Here is a 19,982-nt window from a genome sequence, read left to right on the forward strand (position 1 = left end):
CCGCGGTGCAGCAGTGCTGGCGGCTTTGGCGCTGGCTGGTTGCGTGGCTGAACCCCCTGCGGATGTGGAAATCGGTTTTCGCAATCCGACAGCGGTGATTGCAGGGACCAGCCGGTTTGATGCGGCACGATTTGCCGGAGAATGGCAAACGGTGGCGTGTTTGGGACGTTGCGCCGGGTCGGTGCGTTATCTTGCGGCAACGGACGGCGTGTATCTGCGCCGCACTGCCGGGGGTGATACGCCCTATCTGATTGCGGCACCGGGCGTGTTGCGCCGGACGGGTGCGGAGGAAACGCTGGTGGTGATGTGGGTTGATGAGGGCTTTCGCACGGCGGCCATCGGTGATGCGGATGGGCGCTGGGCGGCGGTGCTGGATCGTTCGGGCAAACCGGGAGCGGACCGCGTCAAAGCGGCGATGGAAATTCTGGATTTCAACGGCTGGGATGTCAGCCAATTACGAAAGATCAAGTGATGACAAGAACGGCAGCGATTATTGGGGGCGGCGTGATCGGCGGCGGCTGGGCGGCGCGGTTTGTGCTGAACGGCTGGAACGTACAGGTTTTTGACCCGGACCCGCAGGCGGAGCGCAAGATTGGCGAAGTGATGGCCAATGCGCGGCGCTCCCTGCCGGGGCTGACCGATGTGGCCCTGCCGGATGAGGGGCGTTTGAGCTTTCACGCCACGATTGCCGAGGCTGTCGCTGGTGCCGAGTGGATACAGGAGAGCGTGCCGGAGCGGCTGGAGATCAAGCACGCGACGTTTGCAGAGGTGCAGGCGGCCTGTGACGAGGGGGCCGTGATCGGGTCGTCCACGTCTGGTTTCAAGCCAAGCGAGTTGCAACAGGGCGCGGCAAGGCCGGGGCAGATCATGGTCGCGCATCCGTTCAACCCGGTGTACCTGCTGCCACTGATTGAACTGGTGCCGGGTGAGGCCGGGGAAGCGGCGCTTATCGAGCGCGCCAAGGCGATACTTTCTGCGCTGGGGATGCATGCGCTGCATTTGAAGAAAGAGATTGATGCCCATGTGGCGGATCGGTTTTTGGAAGCGGTCTGGCGCGAGGCACTGTGGCTGGTCAAGGACGGGATTGCGACAACCGAGGAGATCGACGACGCAATCCGGTATGGCTTTGGCATCCGCTGGGCGCAGATGGGATTATTCGAGACCTACCGCGTGGCCGGTGGCGAAGCAGGGATGAAGCATTTCATCGCGCAATTCGGTCCCTGCCTGAGTTGGCCATGGACCAAGCTGATGGATGTGCCGGAGTTGACGGACGAATTGGTGGATAGGATCGCGGAGCAATCGGATGCGCAGTCTGGGATGCATTCCATTCGCGAATTGGAGCGCATCCGCGACAACAATCTGGTGACGGTGATGCGGGGGTTGAAGGCGCAGAACTGGGGCGCGGGAGCCTTGTTGAATGCGCAGGAAAGAATCATGCGCGAGGGCACAATATTGGGTGCGCATGCAGATGAGGTTGATGCGGATCAGCCGGTGCTGACGGCACGACGCACGGTGCCGCTGGATTGGACGGATTACAATGGTCACATGACCGAAAGCCGGTATCTACAGGCCTTCGCCGATGCGACGGACCGGTTTATGGAAATGATTGGCTGTGATGCAGCCTATATTTCCAAGGGCGGGAGCTATTTCACTGCCGAGACCCATATCCGGCATCTGGACGAGGTGCATGCAGGCGCGGTGATCGAGATCACGACGCAGGTGATTTTGGGCGCAGGCAAGAAGATGCATCTGTTTCATACCATGCGAGAGGGTGAACGGGTGCTGGCGACGGGAGAACATTTTCTGCTGCATGTGAGTTTGGAAACCCGCAAACCCTCGGTCCCGGCGCCGCAGATCGAGGCCGCCCTGACGTGGATTGCTGAGGGGCATGCGGGTTTGGCACCGCCTGAAGGTTTGGGACGTGGGATCGGCGCTGCGCGTTAGCGGATCAGTTCGCGCATCTCTCGCAGCAGCTTCGGCGCATCGCGGGCAGTATGCTTGGCTTCCCGGATCAGGGTATCAAAATCGCCGGTAAAGGTTTCGACGCGGCGGCGGTCGCGAAACGCCATGTAATGACCACCTGTATAAAGCACGGCAAGCAGGGGACCAAAGATCGTGACCGGCGCGGAATAGAGGCGGCGAGCGTCGAATTGGTAGATCCGCAAGCGCGGATAAAGCTGTTCTGTCAGATGGATAAGCTGATCTGTCTGCTCCATGCGGGTGGTGGCGGGCAGGCCCGCATAATAGCCCGTTCCCCGAATGAAGCTGTCGAATTCATAGAGGGGCAAGGCGATTTCATATTCGGACCCCGCATCATGCATCCATTGAAGCCGGTCGCGTGATGCATTGATCGCCTGTTGTCTGGTGCGACCCAGATGCGGCCCATATTCCCAGTTCAGCATGGACTCCGTCTTGAGCATGTCAGGCAGGGTCGCTGGAACATGGCGTATCTTGTATCCTGCCGCCTCCCGGTGCCAGGCATAGATCTGTTCGTCGGCCTGGGCACGGGGGGCATGGCTGACTTCGAAACTGTTGGAAAGCAGGTCAGCCGCGGTTTCGGGGCGGTCGGACAGACCGAGCAACCAATCACAGGACACGCCCAGAACGCTGGCGCAGGCAGCAACCACATGGGCGCTGGGCAGGCGGGTGCCCTTGTCACCCAGTGCCTGAGACAGGGTGGAGCGGTCGGTCTTGATCGCGCGGGCAAGCGCGCTTTGCGTCATATCCGACGCCTTGAGTGCCTGAGCGAGCCGCAGGCGAAAATCCCGTGCACGGCCGATTCTGTCGGAAATTATCTGCATACGGTGATAAATATCACGCCTTCATGGCATTGTTAATCATTATTGGAATATCCAGACCATGAAAATTCACCCAATCTGACACGAGGCCATCAGAAATGGCAGGTTTTATAGGGATCTCTATGACGCAGACCGAAATGAGCGACATCCAACTGCCCCCGATTGCGATGAGCCAGCTAAACTGGCGCTGGCCGACCCTGGGAGTTTTGCTGGTTTGTCTTGTGGTCTGGGCCGGTGCCTTGATGTTGCCTGCAGGCTGGGGCGAGGTGCAATGGCTGATGCTGGTTCTTGCCCTGACGCTGCATTCCTCCTTCAGTCATGAAATCCTGCATGGCGGGCTGTTTCGCAAAACCTGGGCCAATACCCTGTTAGGGATATTCCAGCCCGGATTATGTGTACCCTATCTGCGGTTTCGGGCGTTGCATCTTGCGCATCACAGAGAGGCGCACCTGACCGACCCCTATGACGATCCCGAAAGTGCCTATCTTGATCCTGCGGTCTGGTCCCGTCTGCCTGCCTGGCAACAGAACCTGTTGCGGTTCAACAATACGTTGTTGGGGCGCATGATTGTTGGACCGGTGATCGGGATCGGGGCCTTTTTGCGCGATGATCTGCGGCGCATGAGGCGCGCAGAATGGGACGTGGTCTGGCATTGGCTGGCGCATCTGCCGGGGGTCTTGGTGACACTTTGGCTGGTGCACCTGTCTACGGTGCCGCTGTGGTCCTATGTTCTGGCCTGTTTCGGGGCGATGTCAGTGCTGCGGATCCGCACCTTTCTGGAGCACCGCGCCTATGTTCAAGCGGCCGGGCGCAGTGTCATCATCGAGGATCGTGGGATTCTGGCGTTTCTGTTTCTCAACAACAACTTCCATGCGGTCCATCATATGCATCCGCAGGTCGCCTGGTATGAACTGCCCCGCCTTTATCAGGCCCGCAAGGACCGGTTTGTGCGGATGAACCGGGGCTATGTCTTTGGATCCTATTGGCAGGTTTTTGCATTGTATTTTCTGCGCAGCAAGGACCCGGTTGCGCATCCGCTCTGGCAGGCCCCTGACGAATAGGCCTATAGGGAGGCATGATAGCCACCCAAACCGAGGCCTGGATGACGGATCTGTGGATCTTCATTTCCGTGACTGCAGCCGTGTTCCAGACGGTACGATTCATGCTGCAAAAGCATCTGGCCACGGCAACCCTGACGGCGGCTGGGGCGACGTTTTCACGGTTTTTCTATTCATTGCCTTTCATCCTTGTGATGGTGTTGGGGTATCTGCTGTCTACCGGGGCCACGGTACCGGCCATTGAACCCGGCTTCTGGGCATTTGGCCTGTTGGGGGCCACGGCCCAGATCACGGCGACAATCTGTGCGGTCTTGTTGTTCAAGCAGCGTAATTTTGCGGTAGGCATGACCTTTACCAAGACCGAAGTGATCCAGACAGTTATTGTCGGATGGCTATTGCTGGGAGAGGGCGTGTCTGCCCTTGGTTTCGGGGCGATTGCCCTGGGGATTGCCGGCCTGATATTACTGTCGGCGGCACCGACGGCCACGGGATTCAAACTGCGTGATCTGGGAAACCGGGCATCGGCGCTGGGCATTGCGTCTGGCCTATTGTTTGCCTTTTCCGCGGTAAGCTATCGTGGTGCGACACTCGCCGTGGTGTCGCTGGATCCGGTCTTGCGGGCGGGGTTGACGCTGGCCGTAGTGGTGGCCCTGCAGACAGCCATCATGCTGATCTGGTTGCGGCTGCGCGAACCGGGCCAAATCGGAGCAGTTTGGCGCGCGCGTCGGATTGCCCTCTGGATCGGCTTGACCTCGATGGCGGGGTCGCTGTGCTGGTTTATTGCCTTTGCCATGCAGAACGCGGCCTATGTCAAAGCGGTGGGTCAAGTGGAGATCATTTTCAGCATTGCGGCCTCGGTATTGTTTTTCCGCGAAAAAATCTCGGTGCGGGAAGGGGCTGGGATGGCAATTCTGGTGGTGTCGATCCTGATGTTGATCCTGGTCCTACAGGACGGCGAAGCTGCACGCCTGTCGTAAAACTTGACCGATTTACGCGAAAAAGCCATCTTTCCTGTGCGGGCGTCGTATTTTTGGCTGCCAGTTTGCACTATTTTTAGGATTTATTGACATGGCAACAAAAACAAAAAACCAACACCAAATTTTTCTGGAGTCAAGACCGGGTAAGGTTCTCGTCAGTACGTTGATCGTACATATGGATGCAGTAATCGCCAATGCGAAACGGCTGCTGGGCACCAGTGCGGCGAAGGGCGGAAGTGGCAAGGATGTTGCGTCCTGGAAGAAAGACATAGCCTATCTCAAAAAGTTGCGGGCAGAGTTTGTCGCAGAGGTGAAGGACATCAAAAGCGGGAAGGTTGAATCGTTTTCGATACTGGACACACTGCATGAGCAATGTGGTGAGGTATTGGAATGGGTCGAACAACGCAATCATGTCTATCAGGTAATTTATGACGCCCAGATAGATGTCAAGATTGCAGCATTCATGCCGTTGCTTGGCTTGCTTACTTCAGAAGGCGCCAAGGCGATTGTGCAAAAGCGCACGCTGGAACAAATCATCAAGGATTTGAAGGCGGCAGAGAAAACAACCAAGAGCAAATCCGCCAAGGCGGCCCTTGCGGTTGTTCTGGTGGGGGCGGGCACGTTGCTCCCGCCATTGGGTGTCGCAGGCACGATGTTCGCGCTGACGGCGACACTTGTCGCGTCGGATATTGGGGGGCGTGCCATCGATTACGCTGTGGGCGAAACCTCGGGTCCGCCGGATGCGTTGAAAACCGTTTATACTGTGGCTGACGGGTCGATTGCCGCCGCCGGACAGCAAAGCAAAGCTGCCGAAGCTCTGGGCAAGAAAACCGCCGCCTTCGGTCTTGTCTGGGAGGCGGGAGATGCGGGGCACGCGCTGTACAAGCAGAAGAACCTAGAAAAGCGGCTGAATGATCTTTGCAAGGAAATCAAGGCAAGTGCCGCCGCCACACAGAAGAAAGCGAAGAAGGTTCAGGCACTGCAAAAAACCGCTCTGGCGAGTTTGAAAAAAGCACGCAGCAACGCGGCGTCTTTCAGTACGTCAAAAAAGACAAGAGGCCGTATTCAACAAGATTTCAACAAGTACCATGACATGAATTGACCGGAATTCGGCTGAGGTTTGAGTCTTTTGATGTGTAGGCCGCACGTGGTCGCGGCCGGGACGTTCCGCGCAAGCGGGCTGTAGCAGTCTGTTGGCGCGTTTGGCGGGATCTGTTATCCGTCCATCGGTTTGCCGCGCAGGCGCAAAAACAGGCTTTCTTCATCGTTATTCTTGAAAAAGGGGACGCTCGCAGGCGGGTTGAGGTCGGTTGCGCGGGCTTCGACTTCGGCCAGGACAACTTCAGTGATGAAAGGCATGTCAAAGGCGCGCGCTTTGCTCAGCGGCACCCATTGCAGATGTGAGAGTTCGTCGCAAGCGGCGTCAAAGTTATCGAGATCCGACGCGATGTCATCTGCGTCCACCAGAAAGAAGCGGGCATCGAAGCGGCGCGGTCGCCCTGGCGGGGTCAGGGCGCGGAAAGTGAATTGCAAGGGCGCGGCATGAGGCACATAGCCGGTGGCGGCAAAACTTTCCCAGTCGGGGGGTGGGGGCATATCCCAAGTGCCGGGTCGTCCAAGGATCAGACCGGTTTCTTCCCACAACTCCCGGATGGCGGCAACAGCGATGGCATGGGCCAGGGCTGGATCGGCGTCTTCGGTCAGGCGGTTTGCGCAGAGGTCGGGCAGGGGAGCAGCCAGTGGAATATCGGCATCCGTGTCATCGACGGCACCGCCGGGAAACACGAACTTGTTAGGCATGAACACGGCTTTGGCTCCGCGTTGCCCCATCAGGATGCGCGGTGCTGTCAATCTGTCGCGCAGGACGATCACGGTGGCTGCGTTGCGAATCTGGCTCTTGTCGGTGGTCATGGTCGTTCCCTTAATGCAAGGGATGTCAGCTATCGTCGCCGAACCCGCCCATGCCTTTGGCCCATTGAAAGCCGATCATGGCCCCCTTCAGTCTGGGCAGAAGGTAAAGCGACAAGCCGACACATCCAACCGCAAAAATCGTGAACAGCGTTAAAGGTTCGGGGCGCCAGGTGACAAACACGATGTGCAGCAGTGGGGCCATCAGATGACCAACGAACAGTATCGTGAGATAGGCAGGCCCATCATCGGCGCGGTGGTGGTGAAATTCCTGGCGACACACGGCGCAATCGTCGTTCACCTTTAGATAGCTTTTCAGCAGGGGTCCGCCACCACAATTCGGACAATTCCCGCGCCAGCCTCGCAGGATTGCGCCCCAGAGGGGGTGCTTGACCCTGGCGGGTATGAGTTTGCTCTGGTCGGTTTCGGGCAAGGCTTGATAAGTCATGACTGGTCCTTTGGATCCGTTTCGTTTGCCCCGCTTGGGTCAGAAAAGAAAGGGGTGAGGTGGTGAATGCGGCGCGATGTCGCAAAAATCCGCGCAAACCCCGGAATTGTTGCGACGGAAATCAGTCTCTGATGCGTTTGATGATCACATGGCCCGAAAGAACGGGTCACAAGATCAACAAATGGAGAAACCGATGATCAACGCTTCACACATGAAGATGGTACTTTTGGCAGGCCTGATTGCAGCGGGCGGCATGGCAACAAGCGGGGCGGCTTCGGCCAAGTCGAACGACACTTCCGAGCGCCGTGCAGAGATGTTCAAGGAGATCGATGCAGATGGCAGTGGTGCGATCACCCAGGAAGAGCTGAAGGCGCATGCCGCCGCAAGGTTTGCAACAGTCGATACCAACAAGGACGGGTTTCTGACCCCCGATGAGATGCGGGGCCACCGAGGCGGGAAACGCGCCGAAAAGATGTTGAAACGTCATGATACCAACGGCGATGGCAAGCTGGATGCAGCAGAGTTGGAGAAAGCTGCGGAAGGGCGGCACGGCAGACGCGCCGCCAAGATGATGCAGCGTGCGGATACCAATGGTGACGGTAAGTTGTCCCTGGAAGAGATGAGCGGGCGCCATGATCCGGCAAAGATGTTCGAGCGTCTTGATGCGGACAAGGACGGTAGTTTGAGTGCGGAAGAATTTGCAAAGGCCAGCAAAGGTCATGGTCATAAGCGCCACGCGGATTGATACGCTGTTCGGGGGTGCTTGTCTTGTGCCCCCGAGCCGCTTAGCCAAGATGGATATGTCGACCAGACCCCCTTTATCTCCCGCGGAGGAGGATGACGAAGCTGCATTGCTTGCGCGGTATGCGCAGGGCGATGCGGTTGCTGCGCGAAGGTTGACGACCGCGTTGACGCCGCGCCTGTTCGGGCATGCCCTGCGGGTGTTGGGGGATCACGCGGAGGCAGAAGATGTGGCGCAGGAGGCGATGTTGCGGCTTTGGCGGATTGCCCCCGCGTGGCGCAGGGGCGAGGCCAAGGTTACAACCTGGCTGTATCGCGTTGTGGCAAATCTCTGTACCGACCGATTGCGTATGCGGCGCAGTACCAGGCTGGATGACATTGACGAACCCGCCGATCCGGCGGCGCATGTGGAGCAGGGCCTGCAGGATGCTGCGAGAGCGGATGCCTTGCAAAGGGCGCTCGACGCATTGCCGCATCGACAGAGACAGGCAGTGGTGTTGAGACATATTGATGGATTGGCCAACCCTGAGATTGCGGTCATTCTGGACACGGGTGTCGAAGCGGTGGAAAGCCTGACCGCTCGGGGGAAACGCGCCTTGACGCAGGCGTTGATCGGGCAGCGTGACGCATTGGGGTATGACCATGATGGATGATGACAAGATGGCAGATGTCGCTCTTGAAGCGATGTTTCAGGAAGCGCGCCGCACCCCGGCCGAGGTTCCAGCGCGCTTGATGGCGCGGGTGCTGGCGGACGCCGAAGCGGTGCAACCCATGGCACCGCGCGGCGAATGGCGCAGGTGGTTGGGTGGATTGGGCGGCCTGCAGGGGCTGGGCGGGTTGATTACCGCCTGCTGCATGGGGTTTTGGCTGGGTGTTGCGCCGCCACAGGGCCTGCCGGATCTGGCCGGGGCGATGTTCGGAGTTCAAGCGGATCAGGTTGACGCGTTGGACGAGGATTTCGACGGGGGCGTATTGACGGCGTTCGGCTGGGATATTGAAGAGGGTTGAGATGAGTGAAATCGACAGTTCGAAACACGCAAGAGCCCGTGGCCTTAAATGGGCCTTTGGGATTTCCCTGGCGCTGAACCTTGTTTTCATAGGGGTTTTTGCCGGTGCCGCACTGCGTCTTGCTGGGCATGAAAGAGGCGGACACAAGATGGGCCAAAGGATGCCGAGCTATGGTGCGCCCTTTGTGCGGGCCTTGCCGCGGGCCGACCAGCACCGGTTGAACAATCTGTTGAAAGCCCACGGCGGTGGATTGCCGAGCCGCGCGGAACGGCGGGTGCTTCACCAGCAGTTGATTGATGAAATGCGGGCTTCGCCTTTTGATGCAGACCGTGTCGCAGGGTTGTTCATGGCTCAGAACAAGGCCGCCCAACAGGTCATGGGTAAAGCGCAGGATGCCTGGCTGGAAATCGTGCGTGAAATGACTGTTGCGGAACGTGCCGCTGTGGCCGACAGGTTGGAAGAGCGATTAATGCGGCGCGGACACAGTGGCCGCAAACGTCACTGACGGGCATGGATGCTTGCCCATGGGGCGGCTGCAGGATACGTGATCCGTGAACCAGAGCGGAGCATCACTGTGAAATTTGAAGACGAGAATGAAGTTCTGGCCGTGGTCCGTGCCTCAATGGGACGCCGTATTCTGGGGCTGGTATCCCTTGGCTTTCTGGGGGTCTTGTTGATTTATGTTGCCTTTGCCAACCCGCCTTCCATCGGGTGGCAATTCTTTTTGATCCTCGTGGGGGGGGCATCATTGTGGTGCACACAGGTGATGCGCAAATCCACCTCAAGCTGGGTGGAACTGACCCCGAAAGAGCTGCGCGATGGGGATGGCACGGTGATCGCGCGGATTGAGGATATTCAAACCATGGATCGCGGGTTTTTCGCCTTTAAGCCGTCAAACGGGTTCCTCTTGAAGACAAATGTTGTCCAGTCGCGTGTCTGGCGGCCGGGATTGTGGTGGCGCATGGGGCGGCGCATCGGTATTGGCGGGATGACACCTGGCAGCCAGACGAAATACATGTCCGAAATCTTGTCGGCCTTGATAAATATGCGCGACCCACACCATTAGGCGGGATCGCGCAAATCTCGGTGGTCTGGGCAATTTTTTCGCCAGGCGGGCATCAGTCGCATTCTGTCCAACAAACGCGGGGCGCAAAGCGCGGGCGTGTGAAGACAAAATTCTTGATCTCGCGTTCTTCAAGACCGGTTTTGAACGGCGGGTCATATCTGCTCCAGGTTTCGACGAGCGTGATCCGTTCATTGTCGGGTATCACCGGCAGTTTGGTGGTCCAGCCGGCAACGGCATCGTCTGACAGCTCCGGTTTGCTGCCGCTGACCTTGGACCAATCGGTTTTGAATTTGTCCTGATCAGCGTCATAGTACAGCGAGGATACGCGCAAGGTCGATTTGCCCTGACTGCGGGACAGATATTCAAAAAGCTGCAGCGAACCGTTCAGGTAAGCTTGATCAATCGGGGCTGTTTCGCGCGAGATCGAGTCGCCGATGGTATAGGCCGCCTTGTTGTTGATGCTGTAGGTGCGGAAGGCGTCAAAGATCGAGAAGACCGACAAGAAGGTCCAGAACATGACCGGCAGTACGATCATCGCTTCCATTGCGACGTTGCCTTCATCGTCGCGCAGGAAACCGATCAGGCGAGATCTAATGTATGAGATATTCATCATGATGGTTCCTGTACGAAGGCGGCGGTGGAGATCATTCTGGCCCGGCCTGTTCCGTCTTTTTCAAAGGCATGGCCCAATCCGCTGGTGGGGTAGACCGGCTTGAATCTGACGCAGGCGCGCAACATCATCAGCTCGTTCTGACGACCAAGGGTAAAGCCGCGCACCGGCTGTACCGGTTGAGAGGTATCGACACAGTCTGCGTCTTGATCGAATTGCGCAAACTGTCGCGGGTTGATCGCGGTCATTTCGAGGCGCAGGGTCTCGTCGCAATTTTCCAGCCAGCCTGAATTGTCGCAGATCATCTGTTTGATGTCATCATGCGTGTATTTCGTGTTGGTATTCAGGCGAATAAAGCGCACGGCAATGTCGAGACCGCGATCCAAATACATCTGGCGCATGGAGTAGATGCCCATCTCGACCGACATCAGGAATGCACCAAACAAGAGCGGTACAAAGATGGCGAATTCGATCAGGAGGGCAGAGCCGTCCTCGTCGCGGCGGAACCGCCGCAGGATCTTGTTCATAGGCCGTATCATTGTGTGAGCCTCAACTGGTTAATCTGGCGTGCAATGGATTCGAACGCTTCTTTGATCTCGACGCCTTCCACCCGGAAGAAGTGGCTTGGGGAAGAGGCACAGTCACGCATGACGTCGGCACCGTGGTCGGTAACTTCGAACCCGATGGACCAGATCACGATGTTATTGTCCTTGGCTGCATCGCAGATGTTGCTCAGCAAGGAATCAGCATGGCCTGGCGTGTATTTGGTATATTTCCATTTCCAGTGGTCGCGTGAGCGCACGTATCTGTTCAGGTACCAATTCAAAGGATAGTTCGACCAGTGACGCCAGTGGTTGTAGTTGGCGTAATAATTGTCGTTGATACGTTGGGTTGTTACGTTTTCACCGTCCGTCATCAGAATGATGGTTTTCAGGGTCTCGTTTGAACCCGGCACATCTGGGTCAGAATAGGCGGCCGGACGGCTGCGGAAGGCAGCGTCGATGTCCGGCAATACCGCGTTGAACGACTGCCATTCAGGATCAAGCATCCCGACACCCCATTTCATGCCGAGGTGGATCGCCGTGTTGGCACGGGGCTGGAACTGGTTGATACGCGCTTTCAGCAAGGCCTTGTTCTGCGAAAACGGATATATTGTTTCAAAATCGCGTTTCGGGCAGCCGGGGTTTGAAATGTTGTCAGTGCCGCTGCTTTGGCCATTGAAACTGCCGCTGACATCGAAATGCTGCATGTGTTTGTAAGGCTCGCTGCCACCAAAACCGGCATAGATCGCGCTGTTGTTGAAATCGGCATCGGTAAAGTCGATGCAATAGGACCAACTGTGGTCCTGTTGCACATCCATCAGGTCGAAGATGTCTTCGCCTGCGTTGACCTGAGCGGTATAGGGAATGACCGAGACCGAAATCAGGTCTTCGTTTTCCGGTTTGAGAACCGCATCAAGAAATGCGCCCGCTGCCTCACGCAGGTTCGGCATCTTGTCGTTGTAGCGCATGGACCCCGAAATATCGAGCACCATGGAAATCTCAACCTTGTTGACCTTTTCCTCGGCGGCAGAAATCGCCGGCACATTCAGTGTATCCACACCCATGAAATCCATGAACTGGGTATTGATCGTGGTCGATGCATCCACCGTCACGGTACGGTAGTTGAGGCCCTGGTCAACAGATACCTGGGACACGAAATCGGCCATGCCGGATTTGGCAAAGTAGTCCTGAACAACCGACGTCGGGTCCAAGGTCTGGTCAAGGTCGGCGGCCGCAAGCACCGCGCGGTCTGCGACGGCTTGAATGCGCGTGCGCTCCATCTCGTGGCGCATCATGTCGACGCCAATGCCGCCGATCAACAACATCATGAAGATCATGAAGCAGGCAAACGCGGTGATGATGCCGTCCTCTTCCTTGGCAAAGGCGCGGTAGAATGCAGTGAAATCGCGCAGGTTCGGGCGCGGTTTGCGGTGTTCATGTGTCATCTTCATTAACCTCTCCAGTCAAACCCCCTGAGGGCATCCCATACCTTTGGGCGGACTTTTCCTTCCGTTGGTTGTGCGCTTCGAACATGGCGGAAATGGGGCAAAGCGTTGGCAAATATAGGCATTTTACAGGCAATTTGCTCACCAGTGCTGCCGAAACGGGGTGGCTGTTTCAATGTTGCGAACAATTACAGAAAAATGCCGTCCATTTTTCGCCAGAGTCCATTTCTCCGGCGTTAACGATTATTAAAGTCGCACCTTGCAAATGCGCCCGTTAGGGTGGCGTCAGGATTGTATTGCCGAACCGAGTCGCCAGGGGAAGAACGAGACCCGAAGCGCGCGCCGGTTTTCGCGTGATATGTCCATAGCAGAATGACAGGAGTAACCGATGCAGCCTTCCAACGAGCCGAGTTTTCGCGAAAGTGTGGATATCATGTTTAACCGCGCTGTGGCGCTGATGGACTTGCCACCGGGTTTGGAAGAGAAGATCCGCGTCTGCAACGCGACCTATACGGTGCGTTTTGGCGTACGTCTGCGAGGCAAGATCCAGACCTTTACCGGATACCGGTCCGTGCATTCGGAACATATGGAGCCGGTCAAGGGCGGCATCCGCTATTCGCTGGGTGTGAATCAGGACGAGGTCGAGGCGCTGGCGGCCTTGATGACTTATAAATGTGCGCTGGTCGAAGCTCCCTTTGGTGGCTCGAAGGGCGGGTTGTGTATCGATCCGCGTGATTATGACGAACATGAACTTGAATTGATCACCCGCCGGTTTGCCTATGAGTTGATCAAGCGTGACATGATCAATCCGGCCCAAAACGTGCCCGCACCGGACATGGGCACGGGCGAGCGCGAGATGGCCTGGATCGCCGACCAATACAAACGCATGAACACCACGGACATCAACGGCGTGGCATGTGTGACAGGCAAACCTACCAATGCAGGTGGCATTCAGGGACGCACCGAAGCCACCGGGCGCGGCGTGCAATATGCCCTGCAGGCGTTCTTTAAAGATGAAAAGGGGATGGAAAAGGCCGGCTTGAGCGGAACCTTGCAAGACAAGCGGGTGGTGGTGCAGGGCCTTGGCAACGTGGGGTATCATGCGGCCAAATTCCTGTCCGAGGAGGACGGGTGTAAGATCACCGCGATCATCGAGCGCGACGGAGCATTGTTTGATGATGCAGGGCTGGATGTGGAATCGGTACATCAGTGGATCGCCAAACACGGCACCATAACCGGCTATCCCAACAGCAAGATGGAAGCCAAGGGTGCCAAGTTGCTGGAGGCGGAATGCGACATTCTGATCCCGGCGGCGCTTGAAGGCGTGATCAACCTCAGTAATGCGGCGCGGATCAAGGCACCGCTGATCATCGAGGCTGCCAATGGTCCTGTCACCGCAGGTGCGGACGAAATCCTGCGTGAGAAGGGGACGGTGATCATTCCCGACATGTATGCCAATGCCGGTGGTGTGACTGTGTCTTATTTTGAATGGGTCAAGAACCTCAGTCACATCCGCTTTGGCCGCATGCAGCGTCGTCAGGAAGAGGCGCGTCACCAGTTGGTGGTGGATGAGCTTGAGCGACTTGACCGCTATCTGGGGGATGCCTGGTCGATGTCACCGGACTTTAAAAAGAAGTATCTGCGCGGTGCCGGCGAACTGGAGCTGGTGCGCTCGGGTCTCGATGACACAATGTCGACGGCCTATCAGTCGATGGCGGAAGTCTGGCACGGTCGCGACGATGTCAGCGACCTGCGCACCGCAGCCTATCTGGTGTCGATCAACAAGGTTGCAGCAAGCTACAAGGCCAAAGGCCTTTAGTGGCCTGCGCGGCGGGCAGAACGATGCCACGCCGCGCATTCATCCCTTTTGCATGACGTCCGGTTCCCTGGCGCATGGGGTCTAGCCAGCGCTGTTAACTGGCGGGCGTCATGCACTTATGAACATCGCGATGAAGTGGCGCTCTCTGCGGCCTTGTTGGCGCGGCAGCAGCGTTTTGACAGGCGCTCCCTGGTCAAGGTGACAGCAAGCTGAGATCCTGTGGCACCTTTGGATTGGCGCACAAAGGTTGCGCCGAGGCCCCGGTTTGGCGTGGGTTCAAGCAGAGGGGGCGGCGGCGGCGGATTCATGTCGCTAGAGGACAAGTCGGTGCAGAAAGCCGTTGTACCCTCGGCGCGGTGCTGGCTTTATGGTGGCAAGACCAAGGGGGATTTGTATCATGCGGTTTTCAGGGTTGCGCGTGTTGCGTGAGGGGCTGACCGGTAACAAGGGCTGGACGCCCCATTGGCGCGACCCCGAACCCAAGGCCGAATATGACGCCATCATCATTGGCGGCGGCGGGCATGGGTTGAGCACCGCCTATTATCTGGCCAAGAACCACGGCATGACAAATATTGCCGTTCTTGAGAAGGGTTATCTTGGCGGTGGTAATGTCGGGCGCAATACCACGATTGTTCGGGCGAATTACGGACTTGAAGGCAATTCGCAGTTTTATTCCCATTCCCTGAAACTCTGGGAAGGGTTGGAACAGGATCTGAATTACAATGCGATGATGTCGCAGCGCGGGGTCTTGATGCTGTGTCACTCGGACGGGCAGCGCGATGCCTTTGCACGACGCGGTAACATGATGGCGGCGCAAGGGGACGATGCGGAACTGTTGAACGTTGATCAGGTACGCCATCTGCTGCCCTATCTGGATTTCGACAACACACGGTTTCCGATATACGGCGGGCTGCTGCACCGGCGTGGCGGCACGGCGCGCCATGATGCAGTGGCCTGGGGCTATGCTCGCGGTGCGGACCAGCGCGGAGTGGATCTGATCCAGCAATGCGAGGTGACGGGGATCGACATCGAGCAGGGGGTGGTGATGGGGGTACAGACCACGCGCGGTCCTATTCGGGCCAGGAAGGTCGGTATGGTGGTCGCCGGGCGGTCTTCTCAAGTGGCGGCAATGGCGGGCATGCGCCTGCCAGTGGAGAGCCATGTCCTGCAGGCCTTTGTGACCGAGGGCATAAAGCCGGTGATCGATCATGTGATCAGTTTCGGCATGGGACATTTCTATATCAGCCAGTCAGACAAGGGAGGTCTGGTCTTTGGCGGGGATCTGGACTTTTACGCCTCTTACGCGGCGCGCGGTAACATTCCGATGATGGAACATGTGATGGAGGCAGGCATGACCCTGATGCCGATGATCGGCAAGGCCAAGGTCCTGCGGTCTTGGGGCGGCATCATGGACATGACGCCGGACGGATCTCCGATTATCGACAAGACCCAGACGGAAGGTTTGTTTCTGAATTGCGGCTGGTGTTACGGCGGGTTCAAGGCGGTGCCGGCCTCGGGGGATGCCTTTGCGCATCTGATTGCCACCGGCGAGCCGCATGAGGCGGCGGCGGCCTACAGGCTCGACCGGTTCCGCAGCGGGTACGGGTTGATGGATGAAGAGGCGACAGGGTCACAGCATAATCTGCACTAGATCTGGGCGCGCGCGATGGCATGGATTTCGGCGGCAGAGGATTCAGGGGCTGTGCCAGACGACTGTTGAGGTCGCACGAGAGCGAGGATGAGTTTATGGGCAAGATGAAGTTTGGCATGGGACTGCGACGGGAGGATCGGGCATGAGAATTGAGTGTCCCATTTGCGGGGAGCGGGACCGGCGGGAGTTTTATTATCAAGGGGCAGCGGTGATGTTGGCGCGCCCCGGTGACGCGGCGACGGAGGCGGAGTGGCAGAGCTATCTGCATCTGCGCGAAAACCCGGCGGGTAGAACGGACGAACTGTGGCAGCATGAGGCGGGCTGCCGCGCCTGGGTGGTGGTGACGCGGGATACGACAACGCATGTGATTGCGACCGTGCGGCTGGCAACCGATGTGGCGCAGACCAGGGAGGCGACAGGATGAGGATTTCCGGCAAGGGCATGGTGGATCGCAGCAAGCCTGTGACCTTCAGGTTCGATGGCGTGCCCTACGGCGGGTTTGCGGGGGATACGGTGGCCTCGGCCTTGCTGGCCAATGGTGTCACCCTGATGGGACGCTCGTTCAAGTATCACAGGCCGCGCGGAGTATTGAGCGCGGGCAGCGAAGAGCCCAATGCCCTGATCACGGTGGGCACAGGCGCACAGCAGGAGCCTAATGTCAGGGCGACACAGGTCGAGATTCATGACGGATTGAGTGCGCGGTCACAAAACGCCTGGCCGACGCTGGATTTTGACGTGATGGCGGTGAATGATCTGGCTGCCCCGTTTCTGGGAGCGGGATTCTATTACAAGACTTTCATGTGGCCCCGGCGGTTCTGGGAGAGCATTTACGAACCGGTCATCCGCAAGGCGGCAGGGCTGGGCGCGCTTTCGGGGCAAAGCAATGGGGACACATACGAAAAAGCCTTTGGGTTTTGCGATCTTCTGGTGATCGGTGCCGGGCCGGCGGGATTGATGGCGGCGCTGACAGCGGCGCAAGGCGGCGCGGATGTGATACTGGCGGATGAAGACAGTCTCATGGGCGGTCGCTTGAACGCTGATTCCGCTGGCGTCGCAGAGCAGGCGGGCAGCGACTGGGCCGCCTCGATCGTCGCACAGCTGGCGGCGATGGAAAATGTCCGGCTGATGCCGCGTACCACGGTCACGGGTGTCTATGATGGCGGCACCTTTGGTGCCTTGGAGCGGGTGAACCAGCATCACGGCGCGCGTTCGGGTGGTGCGGCGCTGGAGTGTTTCTGGCGGATCACGGCCCGGCGGTCCGTGTTGGCGGCGGGGGCCATCGAGCGGCCTGTGGCCTTTCGCAACAATGACCGGCCCGGGATCATGACCGCGGGTGCCGTGCGTGCCTATGTCAACCGCTGGGGGGTCGCGCCCGGAAAACGGGTGGCGGTGTTCTGCAACAATGATGATGCCCATCAAACGGCGCGGGATCTTGAGGCTGTTGGCCTGCATGTGGTCGCGGTGATCGACAGCCGGGCGGATGCCGTGGTCGAGGATTTTGACGGACAGGTGTTTGCCGGTGCGCAGGTCTGCAATGCCGGGGGGCGCAAGGCGCTGGAGAGCATCACGCTGCGGACTGCCGGAGGTCGGGAGGAAACCCTGCAGGTGGACTGTCTGGCCATGTCGGGTGGCTGGAACCCGACGGTGAACCTGACCTGCCATTTGAACGGGCGGCCTGCATGGCGCGAGGATATTCATGCCTTTGTGCCAACCGAAGGCGCGGTACCGGGGATGGCGGCGGCGGGAGCCTGTGCCGGGGTCTTTTCGACGGCTGGGTGTCTGGCGGATGGTGTCAAGGCCGGCAAGGCGGCCCTTCAGGCACTTGGCCGCAAACCTGTCGATGTGGACCTTCCGGCAGCGGAGGATGCGCCTTATCGGATCGCGCCTCTGTGGGCGGTGGCAGGCGGCGGGCGGGCATGGTTGGATTTCCAGAATGACGTTACCGTCAAGGATGTCAGCCAGGCTGCGGTGGAGAACTTCAAATCTGTTGAGCACATGAAACGCTATACCACCCAGGGCATGGCGACGGATCAGGGCAAGAATTCCAATGTCGCGGCCCTGGCAGTGCTGGCGGATGCCACGGGGCGCGGAATCCCCGAGACCGGCACGACGACCTTTCGTCCGCCCTATGTGCCGGTGGCGATTGCGGCGTTGGGCGCGGGGAGCCAGGGGCATGGATTTGCGCCGGAACGCTGGACCACCTCACATTTCCGGTCAGTCGAGATGGGGGCACCGATGATCGAGGCAGGCCTGTGGTACCGGCCGAGCTATTTCCCCAGGGCGGGCGAGCAGACCTGGCGCGAGAGCTGTGACCGTGAGGTGGGCTATGTACGCAACAGCGTTGGCGTTTGCGATGTGTCGACTTTGGGCAAGATCGATATTCAGGGACCGGATGCGGCCAAGCTGCTGGATTTTGTCTATACCAACATGTTTTCGACGCTGAAGGTCGGGCGGGTGCGCTATGGGCTGATGCTGCGCGAGGACGGGCATGTGATGGACGATGGCACCTGTGCGCGGCTCGGCGCGCAACATTATCTGATGACAACAACAACCGCAGCCGCGGGGGCCGTGATGCGGCATCTGGAGTTTGTGACGCAATGTCTGCGCCCCGATTGGCAGGTGACATTTACCTCTGTCACCGAGCAATGGGCGCAATTCGCTATTGCAGGGCCGCAGGCGCGGGTGCTTGTGAACGAGGTGCTGGACGTACCGATTGACGGGGAAAGTTGGCCTTTCATGGCCTGTGGCGCGGTAACGCTCGGTGGTATTGGCGGGCGGCTGTTCCGGATTTCGTTTTCGGGGGAACATGCCTATGAACTGGCGGTGCCTGCGCGGTTCGGCGCGGCGCTGTTTGATGAACTGGCCAAGCGGTCGCAGGCGCTGGGCGGTGGGCCATATGGTATGGAAGCGCTGAATGTACTGCGGATCGAAAAGGGGTTCATCACCCACGCGGAGATTGAAGGCCGCACGACGGCCTTTGATGTGGGAATGGGGCGGATGATCTCGGCAAAGAAGGACTGTATCGGCAAGACCATGGCAGCGCGCCCCGGACTGGTGGATGTCAACCGGCCGCAGATGGTGGGTTTGAAACCGGTGGATGCACAGGCCAAGCTGACCGCTGGGGCGCATCTGTTTGATGCAGGTGTCGAAACCATACGTGAGAATTATCAGGGGCATGTGTCATCGGTTGGCTATTCGCCTGATCTGGGCAGGATGATCGGGCTGGGATTTGTGCGCCGCGGTCCGGAACGGATGGGCGAGGTGATCCATCTGGTGGATCGTATGCGCGGTGTCGAAACTGAGGTCGAGATCTGCGGGACGGTGTTTCTGGACCCAGAAGGGGAGCGGGTACGTGGTTGAATTGATCGCCAAGAGCGCTTGTGAAGGGCTGTTACCGCTGAGCATCGGATCGGTCACGGCAGAAGAACCCGAATATGCAGTGATGACGTCCTTGTCAGCCTTTGCAGACCCATCGGCACTGGATGCTGCGCTGTCCAAAGCGCATGGGCTGGAACTGCCGTTGCCAGGGCAAAGCACATCGAAGGGAGGGCTGCGCTGTCTCTGGTTCGGGCGGGATTCGGTGATGTTGATCGGTGTCGCGCCTGATCCCGCCTTGGTGGAACATGGCGCGGTTGTGGATCAGTCGGATGCCTGGGCAAGGGTGACACTGAGCGGGGCAGGAGCAGTTGACGTGCTGGCGCGTCTGGTGCCGGTTGACTTGCGGGCGGCTGTGTTCAGGCTGGGGCAAACCGCGCGGACACAATTGGGGCATATGCAGGCCTCCATCACCCGAACCGCGCCGGATGGGTTTGAAATCATGGTATTTCGTTCGATGGCCGGCAGTCTGGTGCATGACCTGAAACGGGCCATGGCGGCGGTGTCGATGCGCGGTTAACCTTTTGGCAAACTGC

21 protein-coding genes are annotated in these 19,982 nt (G+C 58.6%); 15 read left to right on the forward strand and 6 right to left on the reverse strand.

Annotation, left to right across the window (positions count from 1 at the left end; genetic code table 11):
* The first annotated feature begins 43 nt into the window (after nt 1–43).
* Together OS190_RS14740 and OS190_RS14745 are read left to right on the forward strand one after the other, a co-directional pair.
* The gene (locus tag OS190_RS14740; protein WP_267159482.1) at nt 44–472 is read left to right on the forward strand and encodes a lipocalin; all 429 of its coding nucleotides are present in this window, start codon (nt 44–46) and stop codon (nt 470–472) included.
* Complete coding sequence (locus OS190_RS14745; protein ID WP_267159483.1) at nt 472–1,944, forward strand: carnitine 3-dehydrogenase; 1,473 nt, start codon at nt 472–474, stop codon at nt 1,942–1,944. Before OS190_RS14740 ends, OS190_RS14745 begins: the two co-directional genes overlap by 1 nt.
* Here the strand turns inward: OS190_RS14745 and OS190_RS14750 are convergent.
* A complete protein-coding gene (locus tag OS190_RS14750; RefSeq protein ID WP_267159484.1) occupies nt 1,941–2,801 on the reverse strand; it encodes a helix-turn-helix domain-containing protein in 861 nt (286 codons plus the stop codon). The two genes, OS190_RS14745 and OS190_RS14750, sit on opposite strands and share 4 nt — an antisense overlap.
* A 119-nt stretch (nt 2,802–2,920) precedes the next feature.
* On the opposite strand from OS190_RS14750, the gene OS190_RS14755 reads away from it, so the two are divergent.
* The 3 genes from OS190_RS14755 to OS190_RS14765 all read left to right on the forward strand — a co-directional run bounded on the left by OS190_RS14755 (nt 2,921) and on the right by OS190_RS14765 (nt 5,935).
* A complete protein-coding gene (locus tag OS190_RS14755) occupies nt 2,921–3,859 on the forward strand; it encodes a fatty acid desaturase (RefSeq protein ID WP_267159485.1) in 939 nt (312 codons plus the stop codon).
* A gap of 14 nt (nt 3,860–3,873) precedes the next feature.
* A complete protein-coding gene (locus OS190_RS14760) occupies nt 3,874–4,833 on the forward strand; it encodes an EamA family transporter (RefSeq protein WP_267159486.1) in 960 nt (319 codons plus the stop codon).
* 91 nt (nt 4,834–4,924) lie between these two features.
* Complete coding sequence (locus OS190_RS14765; protein ID WP_267159487.1) at nt 4,925–5,935, forward strand: hypothetical protein; 1,011 nt, start codon at nt 4,925–4,927, stop codon at nt 5,933–5,935.
* Nucleotides 5,936–6,048: 113 nt separating this feature from the next.
* On the opposite strand, the gene OS190_RS14770 is transcribed toward OS190_RS14765, so the two are convergent.
* Together OS190_RS14770 and OS190_RS14775 are read right to left on the reverse strand one after the other, a co-directional pair.
* Nucleotides 6,049–6,744: an NUDIX hydrolase gene (locus tag OS190_RS14770; RefSeq protein WP_267159488.1), complete on the reverse strand. Its 696-nt coding sequence runs from the start codon at nt 6,742–6,744 to the stop codon at nt 6,049–6,051.
* A gap of 25 nt (nt 6,745–6,769) precedes the next feature.
* Nucleotides 6,770–7,189, reverse strand: a complete 420-nt coding sequence (locus OS190_RS14775) for a DUF983 domain-containing protein (protein WP_267159489.1) — start codon at nt 7,187–7,189, stop codon at nt 6,770–6,772.
* 193 nt (nt 7,190–7,382) lie between these two features.
* Here OS190_RS14775 and OS190_RS14780 point away from each other — a divergent pair, with 193 nt between their 5' ends.
* The 5 genes from OS190_RS14780 to OS190_RS14800 all read left to right on the forward strand — a co-directional run bounded on the left by OS190_RS14780 (nt 7,383) and on the right by OS190_RS14800 (nt 10,004).
* A complete protein-coding gene (locus OS190_RS14780) occupies nt 7,383–7,934 on the forward strand; it encodes an EF-hand domain-containing protein (protein ID WP_267159490.1) in 552 nt (183 codons plus the stop codon).
* Between the two features lie 49 nt (nt 7,935–7,983).
* A complete protein-coding gene (locus OS190_RS14785; RefSeq protein WP_416237415.1) occupies nt 7,984–8,583 on the forward strand; it encodes an RNA polymerase sigma factor in 600 nt (199 codons plus the stop codon).
* Nucleotides 8,573–8,938: a hypothetical protein gene (locus tag OS190_RS14790; RefSeq protein ID WP_267159492.1), complete on the forward strand. Its 366-nt coding sequence runs from the start codon at nt 8,573–8,575 to the stop codon at nt 8,936–8,938. The genes OS190_RS14785 and OS190_RS14790 overlap by 11 nt, the downstream gene beginning before the upstream one ends.
* A 1-nt stretch (nt 8,939) precedes the next feature.
* The gene (locus OS190_RS14795) at nt 8,940–9,443 is read left to right on the forward strand and encodes a periplasmic heavy metal sensor (RefSeq protein WP_267159493.1); all 504 of its coding nucleotides are present in this window, start codon (nt 8,940–8,942) and stop codon (nt 9,441–9,443) included.
* Nucleotides 9,444–9,506: 63 nt separating this feature from the next.
* Complete coding sequence (locus OS190_RS14800; protein WP_267159584.1) at nt 9,507–10,004, forward strand: hypothetical protein; 498 nt, start codon at nt 9,507–9,509, stop codon at nt 10,002–10,004.
* A 52-nt stretch (nt 10,005–10,056) separates the two neighbouring features.
* Here the strand turns inward: OS190_RS14800 and OS190_RS14805 are convergent, their stop codons facing one another.
* Genes OS190_RS14805 through OS190_RS14815 form a run of 3 tightly spaced genes read right to left on the reverse strand, consistent with a single transcriptional unit; the run spans nt 10,057 to nt 12,607 of the window.
* Nucleotides 10,057–10,617, reverse strand: coding sequence for a TadE/TadG family type IV pilus assembly protein (locus OS190_RS14805; RefSeq protein ID WP_267159494.1), 561 nt, complete (start codon nt 10,615–10,617; stop codon nt 10,057–10,059).
* Complete coding sequence (locus OS190_RS14810; RefSeq protein ID WP_267159495.1) at nt 10,614–11,141, reverse strand: TadE/TadG family type IV pilus assembly protein; 528 nt, start codon at nt 11,139–11,141, stop codon at nt 10,614–10,616. The genes OS190_RS14805 and OS190_RS14810 overlap by 4 nt, the downstream gene beginning before the upstream one ends.
* Nucleotides 11,142–11,149: 8 nt before the next feature.
* Nucleotides 11,150–12,607, reverse strand: a complete 1,458-nt coding sequence (locus OS190_RS14815) for a Tad domain-containing protein (protein ID WP_267159496.1) — start codon at nt 12,605–12,607, stop codon at nt 11,150–11,152.
* Between the two features lie 382 nt (nt 12,608–12,989).
* Here OS190_RS14815 and OS190_RS14820 point away from each other — a divergent pair, with 382 nt between their 5' ends.
* The 5 genes from OS190_RS14820 to OS190_RS14840 all read left to right on the forward strand — a co-directional run bounded on the left by OS190_RS14820 (nt 12,990) and on the right by OS190_RS14840 (nt 19,966).
* Nucleotides 12,990–14,420 (forward strand): Glu/Leu/Phe/Val family dehydrogenase, encoded by a 1,431-nt coding sequence (locus OS190_RS14820; RefSeq protein ID WP_267159497.1) that lies wholly within the window; start codon nt 12,990–12,992, stop codon nt 14,418–14,420.
* A 397-nt stretch (nt 14,421–14,817) separates the two neighbouring features.
* Nucleotides 14,818–16,071, forward strand: a complete 1,254-nt coding sequence (locus tag OS190_RS14825; RefSeq protein ID WP_267159498.1) for a sarcosine oxidase subunit beta family protein — start codon at nt 14,818–14,820, stop codon at nt 16,069–16,071.
* Nucleotides 16,072–16,213: 142 nt separating this feature from the next.
* Nucleotides 16,214–16,495: a sarcosine oxidase subunit delta gene (locus OS190_RS14830; RefSeq protein WP_267159499.1), complete on the forward strand. Its 282-nt coding sequence runs from the start codon at nt 16,214–16,216 to the stop codon at nt 16,493–16,495.
* Nucleotides 16,492–19,431 (forward strand): sarcosine oxidase subunit alpha family protein, encoded by a 2,940-nt coding sequence (locus OS190_RS14835; protein WP_267159500.1) that lies wholly within the window; start codon nt 16,492–16,494, stop codon nt 19,429–19,431. Before OS190_RS14830 ends, OS190_RS14835 begins: the two co-directional genes overlap by 4 nt.
* Nucleotides 19,424–19,966, forward strand: coding sequence for a sarcosine oxidase subunit gamma (locus OS190_RS14840; RefSeq protein ID WP_267159501.1), 543 nt, complete (start codon nt 19,424–19,426; stop codon nt 19,964–19,966). The genes OS190_RS14835 and OS190_RS14840 overlap by 8 nt, the downstream gene beginning before the upstream one ends.
* Nucleotides 19,967–19,982: the final 16 nt, after the last annotated feature.

Source organism: Sulfitobacter sp. F26204, from assembly GCF_026410305.1.
Lineage (GTDB): Bacteria > Pseudomonadota > Alphaproteobacteria > Rhodobacterales > Rhodobacteraceae > Sulfitobacter.